At 37.0% G+C, this 17275-nt stretch carries 15 protein-coding genes; 3 read left to right on the top strand and 12 right to left on the bottom strand.

From position 1 onward, the window contains the following. Positions 1–285 precede the first annotated feature (285 nt). The 8 genes from dnaK to gpr all read right to left on the bottom strand — a co-directional run bounded on the left by dnaK (position 286) and on the right by gpr (position 10420). The gene (gene dnaK / locus ACR65M_RS23475) at positions 286–2127 is read right to left on the bottom strand and encodes a molecular chaperone DnaK (RefSeq protein WP_341330820.1); all 1842 of its coding nucleotides are present in this window, start codon (positions 2125–2127) and stop codon (positions 286–288) included. A 32-nt stretch (positions 2128–2159) separates the two neighbouring features. Further along, positions 2160–2756: a nucleotide exchange factor GrpE gene (grpE, locus tag ACR65M_RS23480; RefSeq protein WP_341330819.1), complete on the bottom strand. Its 597-nt coding sequence runs from the start codon at positions 2754–2756 to the stop codon at positions 2160–2162. 94 nt (positions 2757–2850) lie between these two features. Next, entirely contained in the window at positions 2851–3882 is a 1032-nt protein-coding gene (gene hrcA / locus ACR65M_RS23485; RefSeq protein WP_341330818.1) for a heat-inducible transcriptional repressor HrcA, read from the bottom strand. Positions 3883–3984: 102 nt separating this feature from the next. Next, complete coding sequence (gene hemW / locus ACR65M_RS23490) at positions 3985–5121, bottom strand: radical SAM family heme chaperone HemW (RefSeq protein WP_440274540.1); 1137 nt, start codon at positions 5119–5121, stop codon at positions 3985–3987. A 204-nt stretch (positions 5122–5325) separates the two neighbouring features. Next, a complete protein-coding gene (lepA, locus tag ACR65M_RS23495) occupies positions 5326–7149 on the bottom strand; it encodes a translation elongation factor 4 (RefSeq protein WP_341330816.1) in 1824 nt (607 codons plus the stop codon). Positions 7150–7278: 129 nt separating this feature from the next. Then, the gene (locus ACR65M_RS23500) at positions 7279–7632 is read right to left on the bottom strand and encodes a YqxA family protein (protein WP_341330815.1); all 354 of its coding nucleotides are present in this window, start codon (positions 7630–7632) and stop codon (positions 7279–7281) included. A gap of 375 nt (positions 7633–8007) precedes the next feature. After that, entirely contained in the window at positions 8008–9204 is a 1197-nt protein-coding gene (gene spoIIP / locus ACR65M_RS23505; protein WP_440274541.1) for a stage II sporulation protein P, read from the bottom strand. Between the two features lie 88 nt (positions 9205–9292). Further along, on the bottom strand, positions 9293–10420 hold the full coding sequence (gpr, locus tag ACR65M_RS23510) for a GPR endopeptidase (RefSeq protein WP_341330813.1): 1128 nt from the start codon (positions 10418–10420) through the stop codon (positions 9293–9295). Positions 10421–10683: 263 nt separating this feature from the next. Between gpr and rpsT the strand changes: the two genes are divergently transcribed. Continuing rightward, the gene (gene rpsT / locus ACR65M_RS23515) at positions 10684–10950 is read left to right on the top strand and encodes a 30S ribosomal protein S20 (protein WP_121447264.1); all 267 of its coding nucleotides are present in this window, start codon (positions 10684–10686) and stop codon (positions 10948–10950) included. A 44-nt stretch (positions 10951–10994) separates the two neighbouring features. Here rpsT and holA read toward each other — a convergent pair whose 3' ends face one another. Beyond that, entirely contained in the window at positions 10995–12011 is a 1017-nt protein-coding gene (gene holA / locus ACR65M_RS23520) for a DNA polymerase III subunit delta (RefSeq protein ID WP_440274542.1), read from the bottom strand. A 427-nt stretch (positions 12012–12438) separates the two neighbouring features. On the opposite strand from holA, the gene ACR65M_RS23525 reads away from it, so the two are divergent. Further along, positions 12439–12573, top strand: a complete 135-nt coding sequence (locus tag ACR65M_RS23525) for a YqzM family protein (protein WP_121447266.1) — start codon at positions 12439–12441, stop codon at positions 12571–12573. Between the two features lie 79 nt (positions 12574–12652). Here ACR65M_RS23525 and ACR65M_RS23530 read toward each other — a convergent pair whose 3' ends face one another. The 3 genes from ACR65M_RS23530 to ACR65M_RS23540 are packed head-to-tail and all read right to left on the bottom strand — an operon-like array spanning position 12653 to position 16217. Continuing rightward, positions 12653–15022 carry a DNA internalization-related competence protein ComEC/Rec2 gene (locus tag ACR65M_RS23530; RefSeq protein ID WP_440274543.1) on the bottom strand — a complete coding sequence of 790 codons (2370 nt, stop codon included), beginning with the start codon at positions 15020–15022 and terminating at the stop codon, positions 12653–12655. Beyond that, on the bottom strand, positions 14985–15554 hold the full coding sequence (locus tag ACR65M_RS23535) for a ComE operon protein 2 (protein ID WP_304218817.1): 570 nt from the start codon (positions 15552–15554) through the stop codon (positions 14985–14987). Before ACR65M_RS23535 ends, ACR65M_RS23530 begins: the two co-directional genes overlap by 38 nt. A gap of 60 nt (positions 15555–15614) precedes the next feature. Continuing rightward, on the bottom strand, positions 15615–16217 hold the full coding sequence (locus ACR65M_RS23540) for a helix-hairpin-helix domain-containing protein (protein ID WP_440274544.1): 603 nt from the start codon (positions 16215–16217) through the stop codon (positions 15615–15617). Between the two features lie 103 nt (positions 16218–16320). Here ACR65M_RS23540 and comER point away from each other — a divergent pair, with 103 nt between their 5' ends. Further along, positions 16321–17154, top strand: a complete 834-nt coding sequence (gene comER / locus ACR65M_RS23545; RefSeq protein ID WP_440274545.1) for a late competence protein ComER — start codon at positions 16321–16323, stop codon at positions 17152–17154. Positions 17155–17275: the final 121 nt, after the last annotated feature.

A 17275-nucleotide genomic window follows, 5' to 3' on the forward strand; every position in this document is an offset into this window, starting at 1 on the left:
TCAAATTAATGAAAAAGTGTTAAATTTAATATGGATAGGTGTTTTATATATGTCTCATTTGGCTAGGTCAGTTCAGACTTCGACTTTTTTTACATTTAATTCTTTTTAATGATGTCTGGTTTCAGTGCCTAGAAACTCGAGAAACTTGAACGCCTCCTGCAGAGGCAAACTACGCCTATTTGTCGGAGTCTCAAGCACACAAGAAGTGCTAGTGCTGTTTTCCCACAGGACGTGGCGTTTTAAGCGGCCAGCTTTCTCGTTTCTGTACAAGGCACTTACGCCTTTCTATTTATCATCATTTACTTCTTCATATTCAGCATCTACTACATCGTCGTCTTTCTTGCCTTGAGTTGCGCCTTCTGCTCCTTGTGCACCTTGAGCTGCTTGAGCTTGTTGCTGAGCTTGCTCATATAGTTTCACAGAAAGCTGTTGAACGATTTCTTGTAGAGCATCTTTCTTTGCTCTAATTTCATCAAGATCGTTTTTCTCGATTGCTTGTTTTAATGCGTCTTTAGCTTCGTTAGCTTTTTCAACTTCTGCAGCATCTACCTTACCTTCTAAGTCTTTAAGTGTTTTTTCAGTTGTAAACACTAATTGATCTGCTTCATTGCGAAGTTCAACTTCTTCTTTACGCTTTTTGTCGGCTTCTGCATTTTCTTCTGCCTCACGTACCATACGTTCAACTTCATCGTCAGAAAGGCCTGAAGAAGATTGAATTGTAATAGCTTGCTCTTTATTTGTACCAAGGTCTTTTGCACGAACATTTACGATACCGTTCTTATCGATATCAAATGTTACTTCAATTTGTGGCACTCCACGTGGTGCTGGTGGAATATCAGTTAATTGGAAACGACCCAATGTTTTGTTATCTGCAGCCATTTGACGTTCACCTTGAAGTACATGGATGTCAACAGCTGTTTGATTGTCTGCAGCAGTTGAGAATGTTTGAGACTTACTAGTTGGGATTGTTGTATTACGATCGATTAAACGAGTAAATACACCACCCATTGTTTCAATACCAAGTGACAAAGGTGTTACGTCTAATAGAACGACGTCTTTAACATCTCCAGTTAATACTCCACCTTGAATTGCTGCACCTAACGCAACTACTTCGTCAGGATTAACCCCTTTATGTGGTTCTTTGCCAGTTTCTTTCTTGATTGCTTCTTGAACAGCAGGAATACGAGTTGAGCCACCAACAAGGATGACTTTATCAATATCGCTAGCTGAAAGACCAGCATCTTGAAGCGCGCGTCGAGTTGGGCCCATTGTACGCTCAACAAGTCCAGCTGAAATCTCATCAAATTTTGCACGAGTTAAATTTACTTCTAAGTGAAGTGGTCCTGCTTCTCCAGCAGTGATGAATGGAAGAGAGATTTGTGTAGAAGTTACACCAGATAAATCCTTCTTCGCTTTTTCAGCAGCATCTTTTAAACGTTGTAATGCCATTTTATCTTTTGAAAGATCAATTCCATTATCTTTTTTGAATTGATCTACTAAATAATCAATAATTACTTGGTCAAAGTCATCTCCACCAAGACGATTGTCACCTGCAGTGGACTTAACTTCGAATACTCCGTCACCAAGTTCTAGGATGGACACGTCGAATGTACCACCACCAAGGTCATATACAAGAATTGTTTGATCTTCTTCTGTTTTATCTAAACCATATGCAAGAGCAGCAGCAGTTGGCTCGTTAATAATACGTTCAACTTCAAGACCAGCAATTCGACCCGCATCCTTAGTTGCTTGACGTTCAGCGTCATTAAAGTATGCTGGAACAGTGATAACTGCCTTTGTTACCTTTTCTCCAAGGTATTCTTCTGCATACGATTTAAAGTATTGAAGTAGAATAGCAGATACTTCTTGTGGAGTATATTGCTTACCTTCTATTTCAGTTTTGTAATCTGTTCCCATATGACGTTTGATCGACATAATTGTGTTAGGATTTGTGATAGCTTGACGTTTTGCCACTTCACCAACTTGTCTTTCCCCATTCTTAAAAGAGACAACAGATGGTGTTGTGCGGTTACCTTCTGGGTTCGGAATAACTTTCGGTTCTCCACCCTCCATAACAGCAACACATGAGTTTGTTGTACCTAAATCTATACCAATGATTTTACTCATAAAAAAACCTCCTAATTGAATAAAACTTAGAACTATTCATTTACCTTCACCATTGAAGGTCTTAACACTCTATCTTTAAGTTTGTATCCTTTTTGGAACTCTTCTAGAACCACATTTGATTCCGTATCTGGCTCACTCACTTGCATAACAGCTTGATGCACATTCGGATCAAATTGTGTTCCCACTGCTTCAATTGCTTCTACCCCTTCTTTTTTCAGGGCATCTATAATGCTTCGGTATACCATTTCTACACCTTGCATAATTGATTTTGCTTGATCATTTGTCGCTTCTATTTGAAGTGCCCTCTCAAAGTTATCAAGAGCTGGTATCAAATCCGTTACAAGACTTTGTGATCTATATGTAGCAGCTGTTTCTTGATCTAAGCGTGCACGTCTCTTAAAGTTTTCGAAGTCGGCAATCTGGCGCAAAATTCGACTTTCTGCTTCCTCTAGCTTAGCTTCAAGTTCTGCAATTTTTTCATTGGCTTTCGAAAGTTCGGCTTGCACATTATCTTCTTGTTCTTCTACTAATTCTGCTTCAGCCTGTTCAATCGTTTCTACCACATCATTGTCTACGTTAGTTTCTTCTAGTTCAATATCTTCTTTTACTACTTCGTTCTCGTTAGCCAATACACTCACCTCCCTTAAAGTGAAGTCCCTATTATCATAGTACCTAGTATATGTATTAGAGGGTTATTCCACCCTCTACTAAATATAGCCACGGCTATTCGTTTTGATACAGTTTTGTCAGCACCTTTGAAAAATCATGACTGATATGCTGCAACAATGTAATAACACGTGAATATTCCATTCTGGTAGGGCCTAAAATCGCGATTGACCCAAGGTGTTCATTCCCAACGGAATAAGTTGCTGTTATTAGGCTACAATCATTCATTGCGATATTGTTGTTTTCATGACCGATTTTAATATTGATTCCCGCTTTATCTGTTCGTAACAGTCGAGAAAATTCATGTTCACTTTCAATCATTGTTAATAAAGATCGAATTTTTTCAATGTCATGAAATTCTGGTTGACTTAACATCTTTGTTTTTCCACCAATAAACACTTTTTCTTCGGTAGATAGTGAAAGTGTTTTGTCTAAAACACTTATAACCGTATCGTAGTTACGAATATTAGTTTTCAGCAGAGATGCAACCTCTTTATAAATTTTGTTTTTTAGATCAGTCAGTGGAACACCAACAAGACGCTCATTTAGAATATTTACCATCTTTTCAATATCGCTTGGATCGATGGATTCCGGAAATGAAATTGTTCGATTTTCCACATGGCCATTATCTGTAATGATAATCGCAACAGCTGTCTCATTGTTAATTGGAACAATTTGCAGCTTTTTCACTTTATTTTCTTTAAAGGCGGGACCTAAAACAATCGAAGTATAGTTTGTTAGATCTGATAAAATCTGTGCAGATTTTTGAACAATTTTTTCAAGCTCATAAATTTTCTCTGCAAAAATAGACTTTATCTCATGCTTTTCCTTTAAAGTTAATCGACTCGGAGATAATAAATGGTCCACATAGTATCGATAGCCTTGTTCAGATGGGACTCTACCAGATGAGCTATGAGTTTTCTCAATAAATCCTAGTTCTTCTAGATCTGCCATCTCATTGCGAATAGTTGCTGAGCTAAACACAATCCCATCCTTTTTCGACAATGTTCTTGACCCTACTGGCTGTGCAGATCTAATAAAGTCATCAATTATTACTTGAAGAATCAATAGTTGACGATCTGTTAGCAAGGAACATCACCTCTGTTAGCACTCCTAATCTGCGAGTGCTAATTCTATAATTAAATTACCAAATACGAGTGCCATTGTCAACGATTTAAACTCCTTCTTTATTTACAGCAAAAACGCTTGAAAAACTTCATTCCCAAGAAACTTTCCGGCATGAGTTAATCGAATATAATCATCTTTTTCTTCTAGCAGACCTTTTTCTTTTTGTTCTTTAATTTGGTCTGCAAAAACATCAAAAATACTGATTGAAAATTTTTCCGAAAAATGAGGAATTGAAACACCTTTTGTTTTACGCAATCCTAAAAAAAGCTCTTCTTCCATTTTTTCTTGTTTTGTCACTTCATGCGTTTCGACATACGGAAAGCCATGATCATCTATGGTTTGCATATATTTTTTAATGGGTCCTGCATTTGAAATTCTTCTTCCTCCCAAATAGCTATGAGCGCCTGCACCGATTCCATAGTACTCTTCATTATTCCAATACGTTAAATTATGGCGACTTTCATAGTTATCCTTTGAGAAATTACTTATTTCATATTGATGAAAACCATGTTTCCCCATCTCTTCCATTAAGATTTCATACATTCTTGCTTCATTTTCTTGGCTTGGCAGATGCAAATTTCCTTTTCTCATCAAATTATAGAACACTGTTTTTGGTTCAATGATGAGGGAGTATGCTGATACATGCTCTACATCGAGTGAAAATGCTAAGTTAAGCGATTCTTGAAAACTTTCTATCGTTTGTTGGGGTAAAGCATACATCAAATCAATACTAATGTTTTTAAAACCAACACGTTTCGCTAATTCAATTGTGTGAAAAACATCTTCACGACGATGTGTTCTTCCAATAGCTTTGAGTAGCTTATCATCGAATGTTTGTACCCCAAAACTTATTCGATTGACACCTGAATCAAGCAATACTTTTAATTTATCCTCTGTAAGATCACCAGGGTTTGCTTCAAAGGTGAATTCAATTGTATCGCTTTGGGGCTTTAAATATTGATTAATACTCGTGAGGAATGTCTCTAACTGGTTTACGGAAAGAACGGTTGGCGTTCCCCCACCGACGAAGATGGATTTGAGAGTAGCAGGAGGATGAGCCTCGACTGTATTTTTCATTTCAGTATCCATGTATTGAAGATATTCATCAACAGGTTGACCTTTTAGAAAAACTTTATTGAAATCACAATAGTGACAAATTTGTTCACAAAAGGGGATGTGAAGGTATGCTGCTCGTACCAAAAAATCACTTCTTTCTTTAAGCGAATGTCGTAAATAATAGAATAAAGAAAACCGCAGAAAAGTCTGCGGCATCTTACTTTATATGTCTAGTACCAGGCGCCATCAGCTCTCTGGTATAAGCCAATCGCTTCGGAAGGTAAAAGGCACCTTCTGTCAGCTCTTATCTTATGCTTGTCACCTTAGACCTCGCGCCTTGCACTTTTCTTATTTATCATCCATTTTCAATACTGCCATGAATGCCTCTTGAGGTACTTCGACTGAGCCGACTTGCTTCATTCGTTTCTTACCTTCTTTTTGTTTTTCAAGAAGTTTACGTTTACGGGAGATGTCCCCACCGTAACATTTTGCCAATACATTTTTACGCATTGCCTTAATGGTTGATCGAGCAATAATCTTTTGACCAACCGCGGCTTGAATAGGTACTTCAAAATGCTGTCTTGGAATTAATTCCTTTAGCTTTTCTACGATCACTTTTCCTCGATCATAAGCTGAATCCTTGTGAACAATGAAGGAAAGTGCATCTACTTTTTCAGCATTTAATAAAATATCCATCTTCACAAGCTTTGAAGGCTTGTAACCTATTAATTCATAATCAAATGATGCATAGCCTTTAGTGCTCGATTTTAATTGGTCAAAGAAATCATAAACGATTTCTGCAAGTGGAATTTCATAGACGATACTTACACGTCTCTCATCAAGATACTGCATATCAATGAAGATACCACGTTTGCCTTGGCATAACTCCATAACAGCACCAACATAATCATTTGGAACCATCATGGTTGCTTTTACGTAAGGCTCTTCAATTCTGTCAATTTTTTGTGGATCTGGCATTGCTGATGGATTATCAATTCGTACATCTGTACCATCCGTTAGAAACACATCGTATATAACGCTTGGTGCAGTGGTAATTAAGTCGATTTTAAATTCTCTTTCAATTCTTTCTTGAATGATTTCCATATGCAATAGACCTAAAAATCCACATCGGAAGCCAAAACCTAGTGCCTGAGAAGTCTCTGGTTCGAATTGAAGGGCTGCATCATTTAATTCAAGTTTTTCTAATGCTTCACGTAAATCATTATATTTAGCTGTATCGATTGGATATAAACCGCAGTACACCATAGGATTTAAGCGTCTATATCCTGGTAGGGGCTCAGTAGCACCGTTTTTCGCGTTGGTAATCGTATCACCCACACGTGTATCCCCTACATTTTTGATTGCAGCTGTTAAAAATCCAACGTCACCAACAGTTAATTCTTCCTGAAGGGTTGCGCGAGGTGTAAATACACCCGCTTCAATCACTTCAAACTCCTTACCTGTTGCCATCATTTTTATTTTATCACCAGGTCTAACTTTACCTTCTATTACTCGAATGTAAGCAACTACACCACGGTATGGATCATATAAAGAGTCAAAAATAAGAGCTTTTAGAGGTGCCTCAGGGTCCCCCTGCGGTGCAGGGACTTTTTCAACAACCTGCTCTAATATCTCTTCAATTCCAATCCCTGCTTTCGCAGAAGCTAAAACAGCTTCTGACGCATCGAGTCCAATAACATCTTCAATTTCTTGTCTAACACGCTCTGGGTCTGCACTCGGTAGGTCGATTTTATTAATTACCGGTAATATTTCTAAGTCATTGTCTAAAGCGAGGTACACATTTGCTAGTGTTTGTGCCTCAATCCCCTGTGCTGCATCGACAACGAGCACTGCACCCTCACATGCTGCTAAACTCCTTGAAACTTCATATGTAAAGTCAACATGTCCTGGGGTGTCAATAAGATGGAAAATATATTCCACACCATCTTTTGCCTTATATTTTAATTGTACTGCGTTTAATTTAATCGTAATGCCACGTTCTCTTTCAAGGTCCATGGAATCTAGCAATTGTTCTTTCATTTCACGATGGGTTAACGCATTGGTTTTTTCAAGTATGCGGTCAGCCAATGTAGATTTACCATGGTCTATATGAGCAATAATTGAAAAATTTCGAATTCTAGATTGTCTATTACGTCTCTCTTCTTGGTTCATTAAAAATCCTCCTGTATGGAACAACTACACTAGATTAGATTATACAGAACTATTTTGTCACATTCAATTACGAAAAAAAACGACCATAAAACAAAGAGAGCTTGCTTATTATTCATAGCATGCTCTCTTCTAAATTTTATCAAGTAAATTTCCTATTCCATTTCCAATTGCAATCATGATTTTTTCAAAAATAGCACTAATTCCATTTCCTAGTTTTTCACCAATACTTGAAAAAAAGTTAAATGATTCTACATTTTCAAGTTGTTTCTGTTTTTCTTCTAGGTCATGACTTGTGACCTTTCTGCCTAAGACAGATGCTTCAACTTCACCGTCATTGTCGGTGATATGAAAGGCACCTTGAAGGGAGGGGTCATTATAGCCCCTCATTTTCTTCATCCCTTCATTCGCCTGCTGCATGCCGATCAACACACCTAGAAGAAGCACGGTTACTATTAAAAAACATTTCATCATGAATTTAACCATTGGAATTACACCCTTTTTTTAACACAATGTTTTTTTACATGGATATTTTTTTAGCGATTTTGCAATGATGTGTTACTTAGGTGCCTTTTTTCACTTTAGCAAGTGCCTCAAAATGGCTCTTGCGATACATGCTTTTGCTTTTTTTACCTGAGCATGTACCTCTAAACGGTTCTCGCGGTACATGCTTTTGCTTTTTTCACCCGAGCATGTACCTCTAAACGGTTCTTACAGTACACGCTTTTGCTTTTATCACCTAAGCATGTACCTTAAAAAGGTGCTTAACGGTACATACCTTTACTTTTGACTTTTTACCGCCCAAACATGTCCTGAAAGCTATTTTTAGGTCAATAAGGTCCGAATATAGCATCGATAAAGTTATTCTTTATTCGTTTCATTTGCATTCACTTTTTCGGCTTGCCAGTAGTATTCTGCTAAGACATCAGCTACAGCAGCTGCTGTTCGGCGGAGTTCTTCGAAATTATTATCGACACCACCAAATTCAATTAACATGGCATTGCCTGATTTATCTTGGTTATATACTCCATTATTGCCAACTCCGCCTTGTTTAAAAATACCTCGATTTAAACCTGGATATTTTTTTTCAAATATATCGTGGAGCGCATTGGCAAGCTCAAGATTTTTCGCAATGTTTGGATTCTCTGACCCAACTATAAAAGCTATTTTCGCATAGGCCTTTCCGTTAATTTCTACGGTGGTTTTTTCTTTTCGATGCGCATCACGGTGAATATCAATGAAATAATTTAAGTCCTTATTACTTGCCATAGCGCTAGCCATAATCTCACCAGAGCCCTTGTATGACTGATAATAATCATAGCCTTTAGACTTTAAATACTTGTCCATATTTGTCTTATCAATATCTGTACCGATTCCTCTTGCCTCTAATTCTTGCTTAAGCATTTCCCCTACTTTGGTTACATTCACTTCAGGATGTCTTGCATTATTCGCATTGGTTGTATCTACACCTTTTAAATGTGGAAAATAGGCTTCTGCTGAGTGAGTATGATAAATATAGGCAACTTTTTTCTCACCAGTTGTCATCGTCGGTGGTGGCACAGGTTGAGTAGGCTTTTCTGCCTGTTCAACATTTTGTGTAGCCACTTTTCGTTCATCTAATAAAACATCTAATGGTGGTGGAGACTCTATCGGCATATTCGTGTAATTGGTTCCTTCACCTGCTACTATTATCTTCCCATCAAAAATCGAGAACCCAGGGAGCTCCCTGCCTAAGAAGCTTCGTGGGTCATCTAATGTAAGGTTTGTAGCTGCTTTAAAAACAGCTCCTAAATAGTCTGGTTTCGTAGTCGATTCAGGTAAGCCTTGAACAAAATAATGGTTTTCATACCCTAATAGATGAACAAGTGCTTCTCCTGAGAGATTTGTTGCGACATTACTGATAGACGAAGAACTTATTCTAAACTCTGGTTTAAGAGAGACAATTGCTCCCGTAATCGTAAACAATAAGATAAAGCTAAATATGAGGAATAGAATCCCTTTTACAACGCTGGTTCCTTGAATTGAGATCATCATTCCTTGAGACCGAAAACCCTTCATATTTTACCTCCTCAATGGTTTGTCTATCATATTGATATGAGCAAACAAGAGTTAGTAGAACCGAAATGATAGAATCTATTCAATTTTATTAATGAGTATACGCACCTGAATTATCTTGGCCAATCTCACCATGCAATGCAGTATTTAGGCCACCCGCTATTACATTTGCCATGTCCTCAATGAAGACATCTACCTCTTTTGGTGTAACCATTAAGTTATGACCAAGAGGTGACAACACTTCGTGAATTAATTTTCTTTTCTCATCTTCTGGTAGAGTTCCGACTATTCCTAAGAATGTATTCCTTTCTTGCTCACCAGGCAAGTCATCCTCTGTTAATACTTTTTTCTCCCCAAAAGTCATGCCCGCAGGTATTAGAGAACGTGAAGGTTTATCCCCTTCTTTAAGCTCTCTACCAAAATGCTTTAATATAAAATCAAACGCATCACTTGTAATAGAAACAGCATCAACGACTGTTGGAATTCCAATCGCGATTACGGGAATACCTAATGAATCCTTACTTAGTTCTTTGCGTTTGTTTCCAACCCCAGAACCCGGATGAATACCTGTGTCCGATATTTGAATCGTTGAATTCACCCGCTCGACTGAACGTGCTGCCAATGCATCGATGGCAATAATAAAATCAGGTTTTGATTTTTCAATGACTCCGTAGATGATGTCACTTGTTTCGATTCCTGTTAACCCCATCACCCCTGGTGCAATTGCACTTACAGAGCGAAAACCATCCTGCACATTTTCAGGCTGCAATTCAAAGAGATGCCTTGTAATGACAAGGTTCTCAACTGCCAACGGCCCCAGCGCATCTGGTGTTACGTTCCAATTTCCTAAACCAACAACTAGACAGCTAGCATCTTTCCCGATATTTAGTTTTGATAAAAAGTGATTAAATTCCTTAGCGAATACTTCTTGCACCTTTTGTTGGAGTTCTGAATCTTTTTGACGTATCCCCTGAACCTCTAGTGTTAAATAATTTCCTTTTTTCTTTCCAACTGCATTTGCACCTTCCTCGGTAATTTCGACTGTAGAAATGGTAATTCCATCCTCTTGTCTCTCTTTTATGATGACACCTTCAATTTCTGATACAGGCTGTTGATCTTCTTTTAGTGTTTTATTTCGTTCTTCGACTGCCATTGCGCTTGCTTCTAGCGCTAAGTCAGTACGAACAGAGTATTTTGTTAAGTCTAGTTGTTCTCCCATTCCAATGACCTCCAATTTTTACATAGTATCTATAGCTTTACCTGTTAAAATGTGGTTCATGCAATTTTTATCAAGTAGGAATTAGATTGGTATTGCATTCTCACAGCCAATTTGATAGAATAACTTTTGTTGTAACATCAGAGTATCAATGAATGTATAAGAGATCATTAAGCGAAGGAAAACTTTAATAGAGAAGGTTTTCGTTAATTTTCGTAGATGATTGATCGTGTTAGATCATCTTGATATTCGCAGGAGGTGAAAGTATGCCAAATATTAAATCAGCTATCAAACGTGTAAAAACAAGTGATGAAAGCCGTGCTCATAATGCAACTGTTAAGTCTGCAATGCGTACTGCTGTAAAAAACTTTGAAGCTTCAGTTGCTAACAATGACGTTGAAAACGCAAAAGCAGCTTTTCTTACTGCTTCAAGCAAGCTTGACAAAGCGGCTCGTAAAGGTCTTATCCATAAAAATGTTGCTGACCGTCAAAAATCTCGTCTAGCGAAAAAACTTAACGAGGTTAACGCATAATAAATAAACGACTCGATTTGAGTCGTTTTTTTTTGCGCTCTATTTTACTTACCTAACTTCATAATAAATAATTCCAGAATTAATTTTTTATCCATTTTTCCGTTTTTCATTTCATAGTCAGCTTCAGCAAGCTGGCTCAAAATTCCCAGCAATTCTTCTTGTGTAAATAAATTTGCTTGTCCACCCGCAAGCTTGACCCGGAACGGATGAACTTTAAGATTTCCAGCAATCTGCTGTTGTCCGTAGCCTTGTCTAGAAAGCTCCTTCACCTGAAAAATCAACCTAAATTGTGTAGCAAGCAAAGATAATATTTTGATGGGCTCTTCATTATTTTGCAAAAGGTCATAAAAAATTCTTAGTGCCTCATCAAGTTTCCTATTTACTACCTTATCAATTAATGAAAAAATATTTTGCTCCAAAGACCTGGGTACGAGCAATTTCACGGTTTCCTTTGTTATCTCGCCATTTTCCCCAAGGTATAAACACATTTTATCGATTTCTTGGGTTATGTTCATAAGATTCGTCCCTGCCACATGTAACAGTTCCTGAATCGCAGAGGGGGAAATGGTAACCCGATGCTGGTTTGTTCTTTCAGTTATCCAGCTATGTAAATCCTTTTCAGATAATGTATTAACAGTCAACACTTCAGCATTTTTCTTTAACTGCTTAACAATTTTCTTCCGCTCATCTAACTTTTCATACGGAGCCGTAATCACAAGAATCGTAAAAGGAGCAGGCTCTTTTAAATATTGTTCGAGTACCGTTACATTATGTTCAACCTTTTCCTTACTCTTTTCAGCTGTTAAAAAGTGTGGATTTTGTAAAATAACCAGACGTCTTTCTCCCATAAAAGGAAGGGTCTCAGCATCAGCCAAGGCAATTTCAACAGGAGTTTCCTCTAAATCAAAAATAGATAGGTTAAAATCTTTTTCTTCCTCTTCAACGCTATATTTGATCAGTAACTCCTTTGTTTCCTGTATTAAAAAGGTTTCTGAACCATGTAATAAATAGACAGGTGCAAATTGCCTTTTCTTAATTTTTTTCCAAAGCTCTAAATTCATACTTATTCCTCTCCACTGTAAGCCTTCAAATCTTCTCTAATCGTATCGGTAAAACACAAATTTTTCAACCTCCATAAAAATTTCAAAGGGAATTGGTTTTCACCAATTCCCTATCTATAGAAACATTACCAAACAAGCCCCGGGTATCTTGTCGAGTAATGATTATTTGTAATCTGACTATTACTGTGTTGTTGTTCTTATGTACTATTAGGATTTACATTGTTTTTTGAACTATTTGTGACAAGTGTTGTTAATAAAGGAAGAGTATCGGATAATAGGGGAAAAAGGGTTCTACCTTTTTTTGGCTTTGTTTTATTCACTGAGGTTTCTAACTTTTTGATTTGTAAAACAAAACCAACTTTTTAAAGGAATTATAGATTTTTTTGACTAGTTAGGCTATACTATAAGTGTTTAGGAGGGGTTAGGCGTGAACGAATTCGAAAAGAATATAAAAAACACACGAAATGACGTTATCGATGCTGGAGTAGCTTTCGTTGTATCATTTGGCTTCTTCGCTATAATTTTCATTATCGCAACTTTAATTAAAGTTATCGGAGCTTAATACCGACAGAATACATACTGTCAAAACCAAGACTGCCCATATAAGGCAGTCTTTTTTCGCTCCTTGCCTTTACTGTATCTTATGGAATTGTCGTTATAAAGGTTCCTGGTTTTTTGAAAAAACGGTATTGTATCGCCCCATCTGTGTCAGTTCTATATACTTTGATTTTTTCTTGTTTTAATCGATTAATCACCTCTGGATGTGGATGATTAAAACGATTATTTACACCCACTGGAATTAGGGCAATTTTAGGTTTTAAGGATTGGATAAATCTCTCCGTAGATGAGGACTTGCTTCCGTGATGTCCCACCTTTAATACATCTATCCTCATGTTTTTATATGTATTGATAAGATCAAGTTCCACATCTTTTTCAATGTCCCCTGTAAATAACCAACTTAGACCACCGATTTTTGTAAATATAACGATTGAATTGTTATTCTCCACCATTTCATCTCCCTTTGGGGAAAGTGTATAAAATGTATTTCCTCCTTCCTGCCATTTTTGTCCACGTTCAACTAAATGTATGGGAATCCCTTCTTTAGTAGCTATTTTCTTCAACTCTGTTTCTTGTTTTGTATCCTTCGTGCTTTTTCCTATGACGATTTCATTAATCCTCATTTTTTTTATAATTTCCTTCGCTCCACCGATATGATCTCGGTCACCGTGGGTAATGATTAGCTTATCTAAACTTCGTACTCCCTTTGACTTTAGGAATGGAATGATTATATCTGCAGTCGAGAACTCTTTCCTTCTTTGTCGCCATTGCTCTTGATTAAACTCAATGTTTCCACCTGTATCAATGAGATACGTTCCTTTTCGATACGGTAGCTCAATTAATATACTATCGCCTTGTCCAACATCTAACATTGTAATTTCACCATATGGATTTATATATGGTAAAAGCAAATGGAGTATCAAAACCGAAATTGGCGCGAAAAGTGCCCTTTGGACTAAGGTTTTTCTTTTTTCCCAACAAATTAAAAGGTATAGAATAGATACACAATACAGAATCATTAAGATGAAACCTGGCTTACCTAGTGTCAATAAAGTGAAAGGGAATTGTGATACCCAAACTGTCGCTTGATTTAAGATTTCGAGTATCCACGTAAGCATCGCAGCAAAAATTTGGCCAATCGGATCGAATATGCTAAGCAAAAAAACAGTGAATAAGGCAAATGGTAAAATCACAACTGAATATAATGGGACATATACCATATTTAAAGGTAAGCTCAATAACGAGAACTCGTAAAAGTGGAATAGTAGAACCGGCATTGAAGCAATTTGCGATAACAATGAAACAACAAATAAAGAAGCAATCGTAGTTGGATAGTATTTAAAAATGGCTCTAGAAGAAAGGATCAGGGACGCACTCACTAAAAAGGACAATTGAAAACCGATATTTACGATATAGTACGGATTAAACAGTAGCATAGTCATGCAGGAAAAACTAATGACATCAAGGACACTACGTTTTTCCCACCATTTAATGTTTGCTAATAAAAGCATACTCATTAAAACTGAGCGAATAACTGAAGGAGAGCCTCCGGCAATTATGATATATGCTGGCAGTAAACATAACAGTAAAATTGTGGTTATTTCACGTGTCAAGCCAAAGCGAATACATAAATAGTAAAACATCCCTGTCATGAGACTTACATGCAGTCCTGATATCGCCAATAAATGTATCAATCCTAATGATTGATAGGAACTTTCTATCTCATTTGCGATATTTGTTCTTTCCCCATAGATCAATGCTTGGATAATCCCTGCGGTTGAGCCAGCAAAATAAGTATTAATATGATGGATTCCAGTATCTCTTATATTTAGAAGCATATGATTTATCGTCCACTTTTCGTTTGAAGAACAATTTTCTATTTTTATTTCATTCGCTTCAAAAATCCAATGGATTTTTTGTGTATACAAATATTGTTTATAGTTAAAAGAATTGGGATTTCGTGCGACTTGGGGTTCCTTTAGACTTCCATGAAAAGTACAAACCAACCCTATTCGAACAGTAGAGCTTAGCTGCTTTCTCTCTAACTCCGTTTCGAAATAATAAACTAACAGCAGTTTTTCATCCTTTGAAGTATTTACGGTTACGGATAGCTTGTCACCATTAATATCTGGTGTTTCAACTATTTCCGCATCAATCCTTTCTGTGGTAGGGGTCAAATTTGTATGATTTTTGGAGTCGATGATGGTAAAAATACACATAAAAGTAAAAAGAGTGATAATACTGAGGATAACGAGTGAATAATGGTGGCGGATCATAACAAATCCTAATAAGAGTAGGGTGAGGATTATACTTAACCATGAAAAAGATGTATAGGGGACTAGTATTCCAAATATTGCAAAGGATGAAAGAAAAACGAGCTTTCCTCTTACATAGTCCCCATACTTATTTATCAAACTAACCGATATTTGAAAATAGTGCAGCAGTTTTCTCATGCAGCTTCTCTATTTCTCTATCATCCGCACCTGACTCTGTTAATTTTTCTATTAAATCATTAACAAATGCTAATTTCTCTTTTGATTTTAAGTCAATTACCATTTCTTGAAGAGGAACCTTCTCAATTCTTACATTTGATTTCTCAAGTAATTCTATTGCGTAAGGGTGATTTTTATAATCTTCCGCATAATATACAACCTTAATCCCTGCTTGAATAATTGCTTTTGTGCATTGGAGGCATGGAAAATGAGTAACATAGATTTCCGCATTTTCTGTAGGGACTCCAAACTTGGCACATTGCAGTAATGCATTTATTTCAGCGTGAACGGTTCTTATACAGTGATTTTCGACTACATAGCAGCCCTCATCTGAACAGTGTGTACCGCCAGACACAGAGCCATTATATCCCCCTGCGATAATTCGCTTATCTCGTACAATGGTTGCCCCAACTGTTAGTCGTGTACAGGTACTTCTTAATGCAAGTAAATGGCTTTGTGCCATAAAATATTGATCCCATTTGATTCGATTCAAATTTTCCCCATCCCTTCAACAAAATCTTACAATTATTTTATCGGTTATTTGTACAAACCGTCAATTTAATTTGAGTTTGTCCCTTATTTTTTCAAAGGATTTTTCCCCGATTCCGCTAACTTCCATCAGGTCCTCAAGTTGTTTAAACGGTCCATTTTCTTCACGGAATGCAATGATCGCTGCCGCTTTTGATGGGCCGATTCCTGATAACGTTTCAAAATCTGCCTGTGCTCCTTTATTTAATGAAATCTTTCCATCGCCTTTTGGGGACAAACTGCTATCCATTTCAAAATCCTCACCAATGCGTGGAACATAAATAACCATTTCATCCTCCACTCGCTGTGCTAAATTCACCTGATTGATGTTTGCATCTTCAGTAAATCCACCCGCCATCACTATAATGTCCTTAATTCTCATCCCATCCTCGGCCTTATATACATTTTCATTATGTACCGCTCCCTTGATATCAACAAGAATTATCTTAATCTCTTCCTCTGCATCAGTCTCTTCCTCAACGGTCGGTTCAAAGAGCAAATCCTCTTCTACCTCGTAAGGTTCTGCCCTTGTTCCATGATCAAAAATATTATAAAAGACAATAAAGATAACTAGACAGACTCCACAACATATAATAAATAACTTAATCTTTTTTTCTCTAAAATTCATGGTTTGGTCTCCTTTGTTTTTTTTACTTTAAGTAAAATCATTCATAATTTTATTCGGGAAAACATATTGTTTTAGGAGAATAGTCTGTAAAGGAGGGACGAACTTGAATATAGGGTTTATTGGTACAGGAAATATGGGGAAAATTTTAATAGAGTCCTTTGTAGAATCTCTTGCTGTTCCGCCTTCAAAATTAACGATAACAAATCGAACCATTGAAAAAGCAATAGCCATTAATAACTACATGCCAGATATCACAGTTGTAGCGACAAATGAAGAGGTTGTAAAAGGCTCTGATTTAATTTTCATTTGTGTAAAACCTTTGGAAATTCACCCCCTTTTACACCAATTATCTCCTTGCCTAACGAGTAGTAAATGTATCGTTTCAATTACGAGTCCGATTTCTGTTGAACAGCTCGAATCAATTGTAAACTGTCAGGTCGCACGTATTATTCCAAGTATTACAAATCGCGCACTAACAGGCGTATCCTTATTTACTTTTGGAAGTAGCATTAGCAGCAGATTTAAGGATTATTTGGAATTTCTTTTTGAGCAAATTTCTGCTCCGGTTCACATAAATAACGACATTACAAGAGTCGCTTCTGATATTGTAAGCTGCGGCCCTGCGTTTTTTACTTATCTTGTGAGAAAGTTTATTAATGCAGCAGTGAAGGAAACGAAAATTACAGAGGAGCAAGCAACAATTTTAGCTAGTGAAATGATTGTCGGAATGGGAAAATTGCTTGAAAAGGAAATATATACGTTGCCCACTCTCCAGGAAAAGGTATGTGTAAAAGGTGGTGTTACTGGGGAAGGCATTAAGGCAATGGAAGAAAATATCGGTGAGTTATTTGTAGAACTTTTTAGGAGTACCCATCGAAAATTTGATGAGGATATTTACGAAGTGAATAAACAATTTAACGAGACTCCATCTCGATAAATATACCATGTTCCTTCTTAAATAGGAATACTCATTTTTTCACGACAAAGTAAGTATCCGCCCGTAGAACGGGCGGTTTTGATTTCGCCCTATAAGGGCACTTTACCAACGAAGCCCCTAA

The sequence above is a fragment of the Ferdinandcohnia sp. SAFN-114 genome (genome assembly GCF_059415045.1).

Excerpts from the sequence above, each read along its gene's own strand:
- dnaK (WP_341330820.1), bottom strand. The coding sequence starts at position 2,127 with ATGAGTAAAATCATTGGTATAGATTTAGGTACAACAAACTCATGTGTT.
- lepA (WP_341330816.1), bottom strand. The coding sequence starts at position 7,149 with ATGAACCAAGAAGAGAGACGTAATAGACAATCTAGAATTCGAAATTTT.
- ACR65M_RS23500 (WP_341330815.1), bottom strand. The coding sequence starts at position 7,632 with ATGGTTAAATTCATGATGAAATGTTTTTTAATAGTAACCGTGCTTCTT.
- spoIIP (WP_440274541.1), bottom strand. The coding sequence starts at position 9,204 with ATGAAGGGTTTTCGGTCTCAAGGAATGATGATCTCAATTCAAGGAACC.
- gpr (WP_341330813.1), bottom strand. The coding sequence starts at position 10,420 with ATGGGAGAACAACTAGACTTAACAAAATACTCTGTTCGTACTGACTTA.
- rpsT (WP_121447264.1), top strand. The coding sequence starts at position 10,684 with ATGCCAAATATTAAATCAGCTATCAAACGTGTAAAAACAAGTGATGAA.
- holA (WP_440274542.1), bottom strand. The coding sequence starts at position 12,011 with ATGAATTTAGAGCTTTGGAAAAAAATTAAGAAAAGGCAATTTGCACCT.
- ACR65M_RS23530 (WP_440274543.1), bottom strand. The coding sequence starts at position 15,022 with ATGAGAAAACTGCTGCACTATTTTCAAATATCGGTTAGTTTGATAAAT.
- ACR65M_RS23540 (WP_440274544.1), bottom strand. The coding sequence starts at position 16,217 with ATGAATTTTAGAGAAAAAAAGATTAAGTTATTTATTATATGTTGTGGA.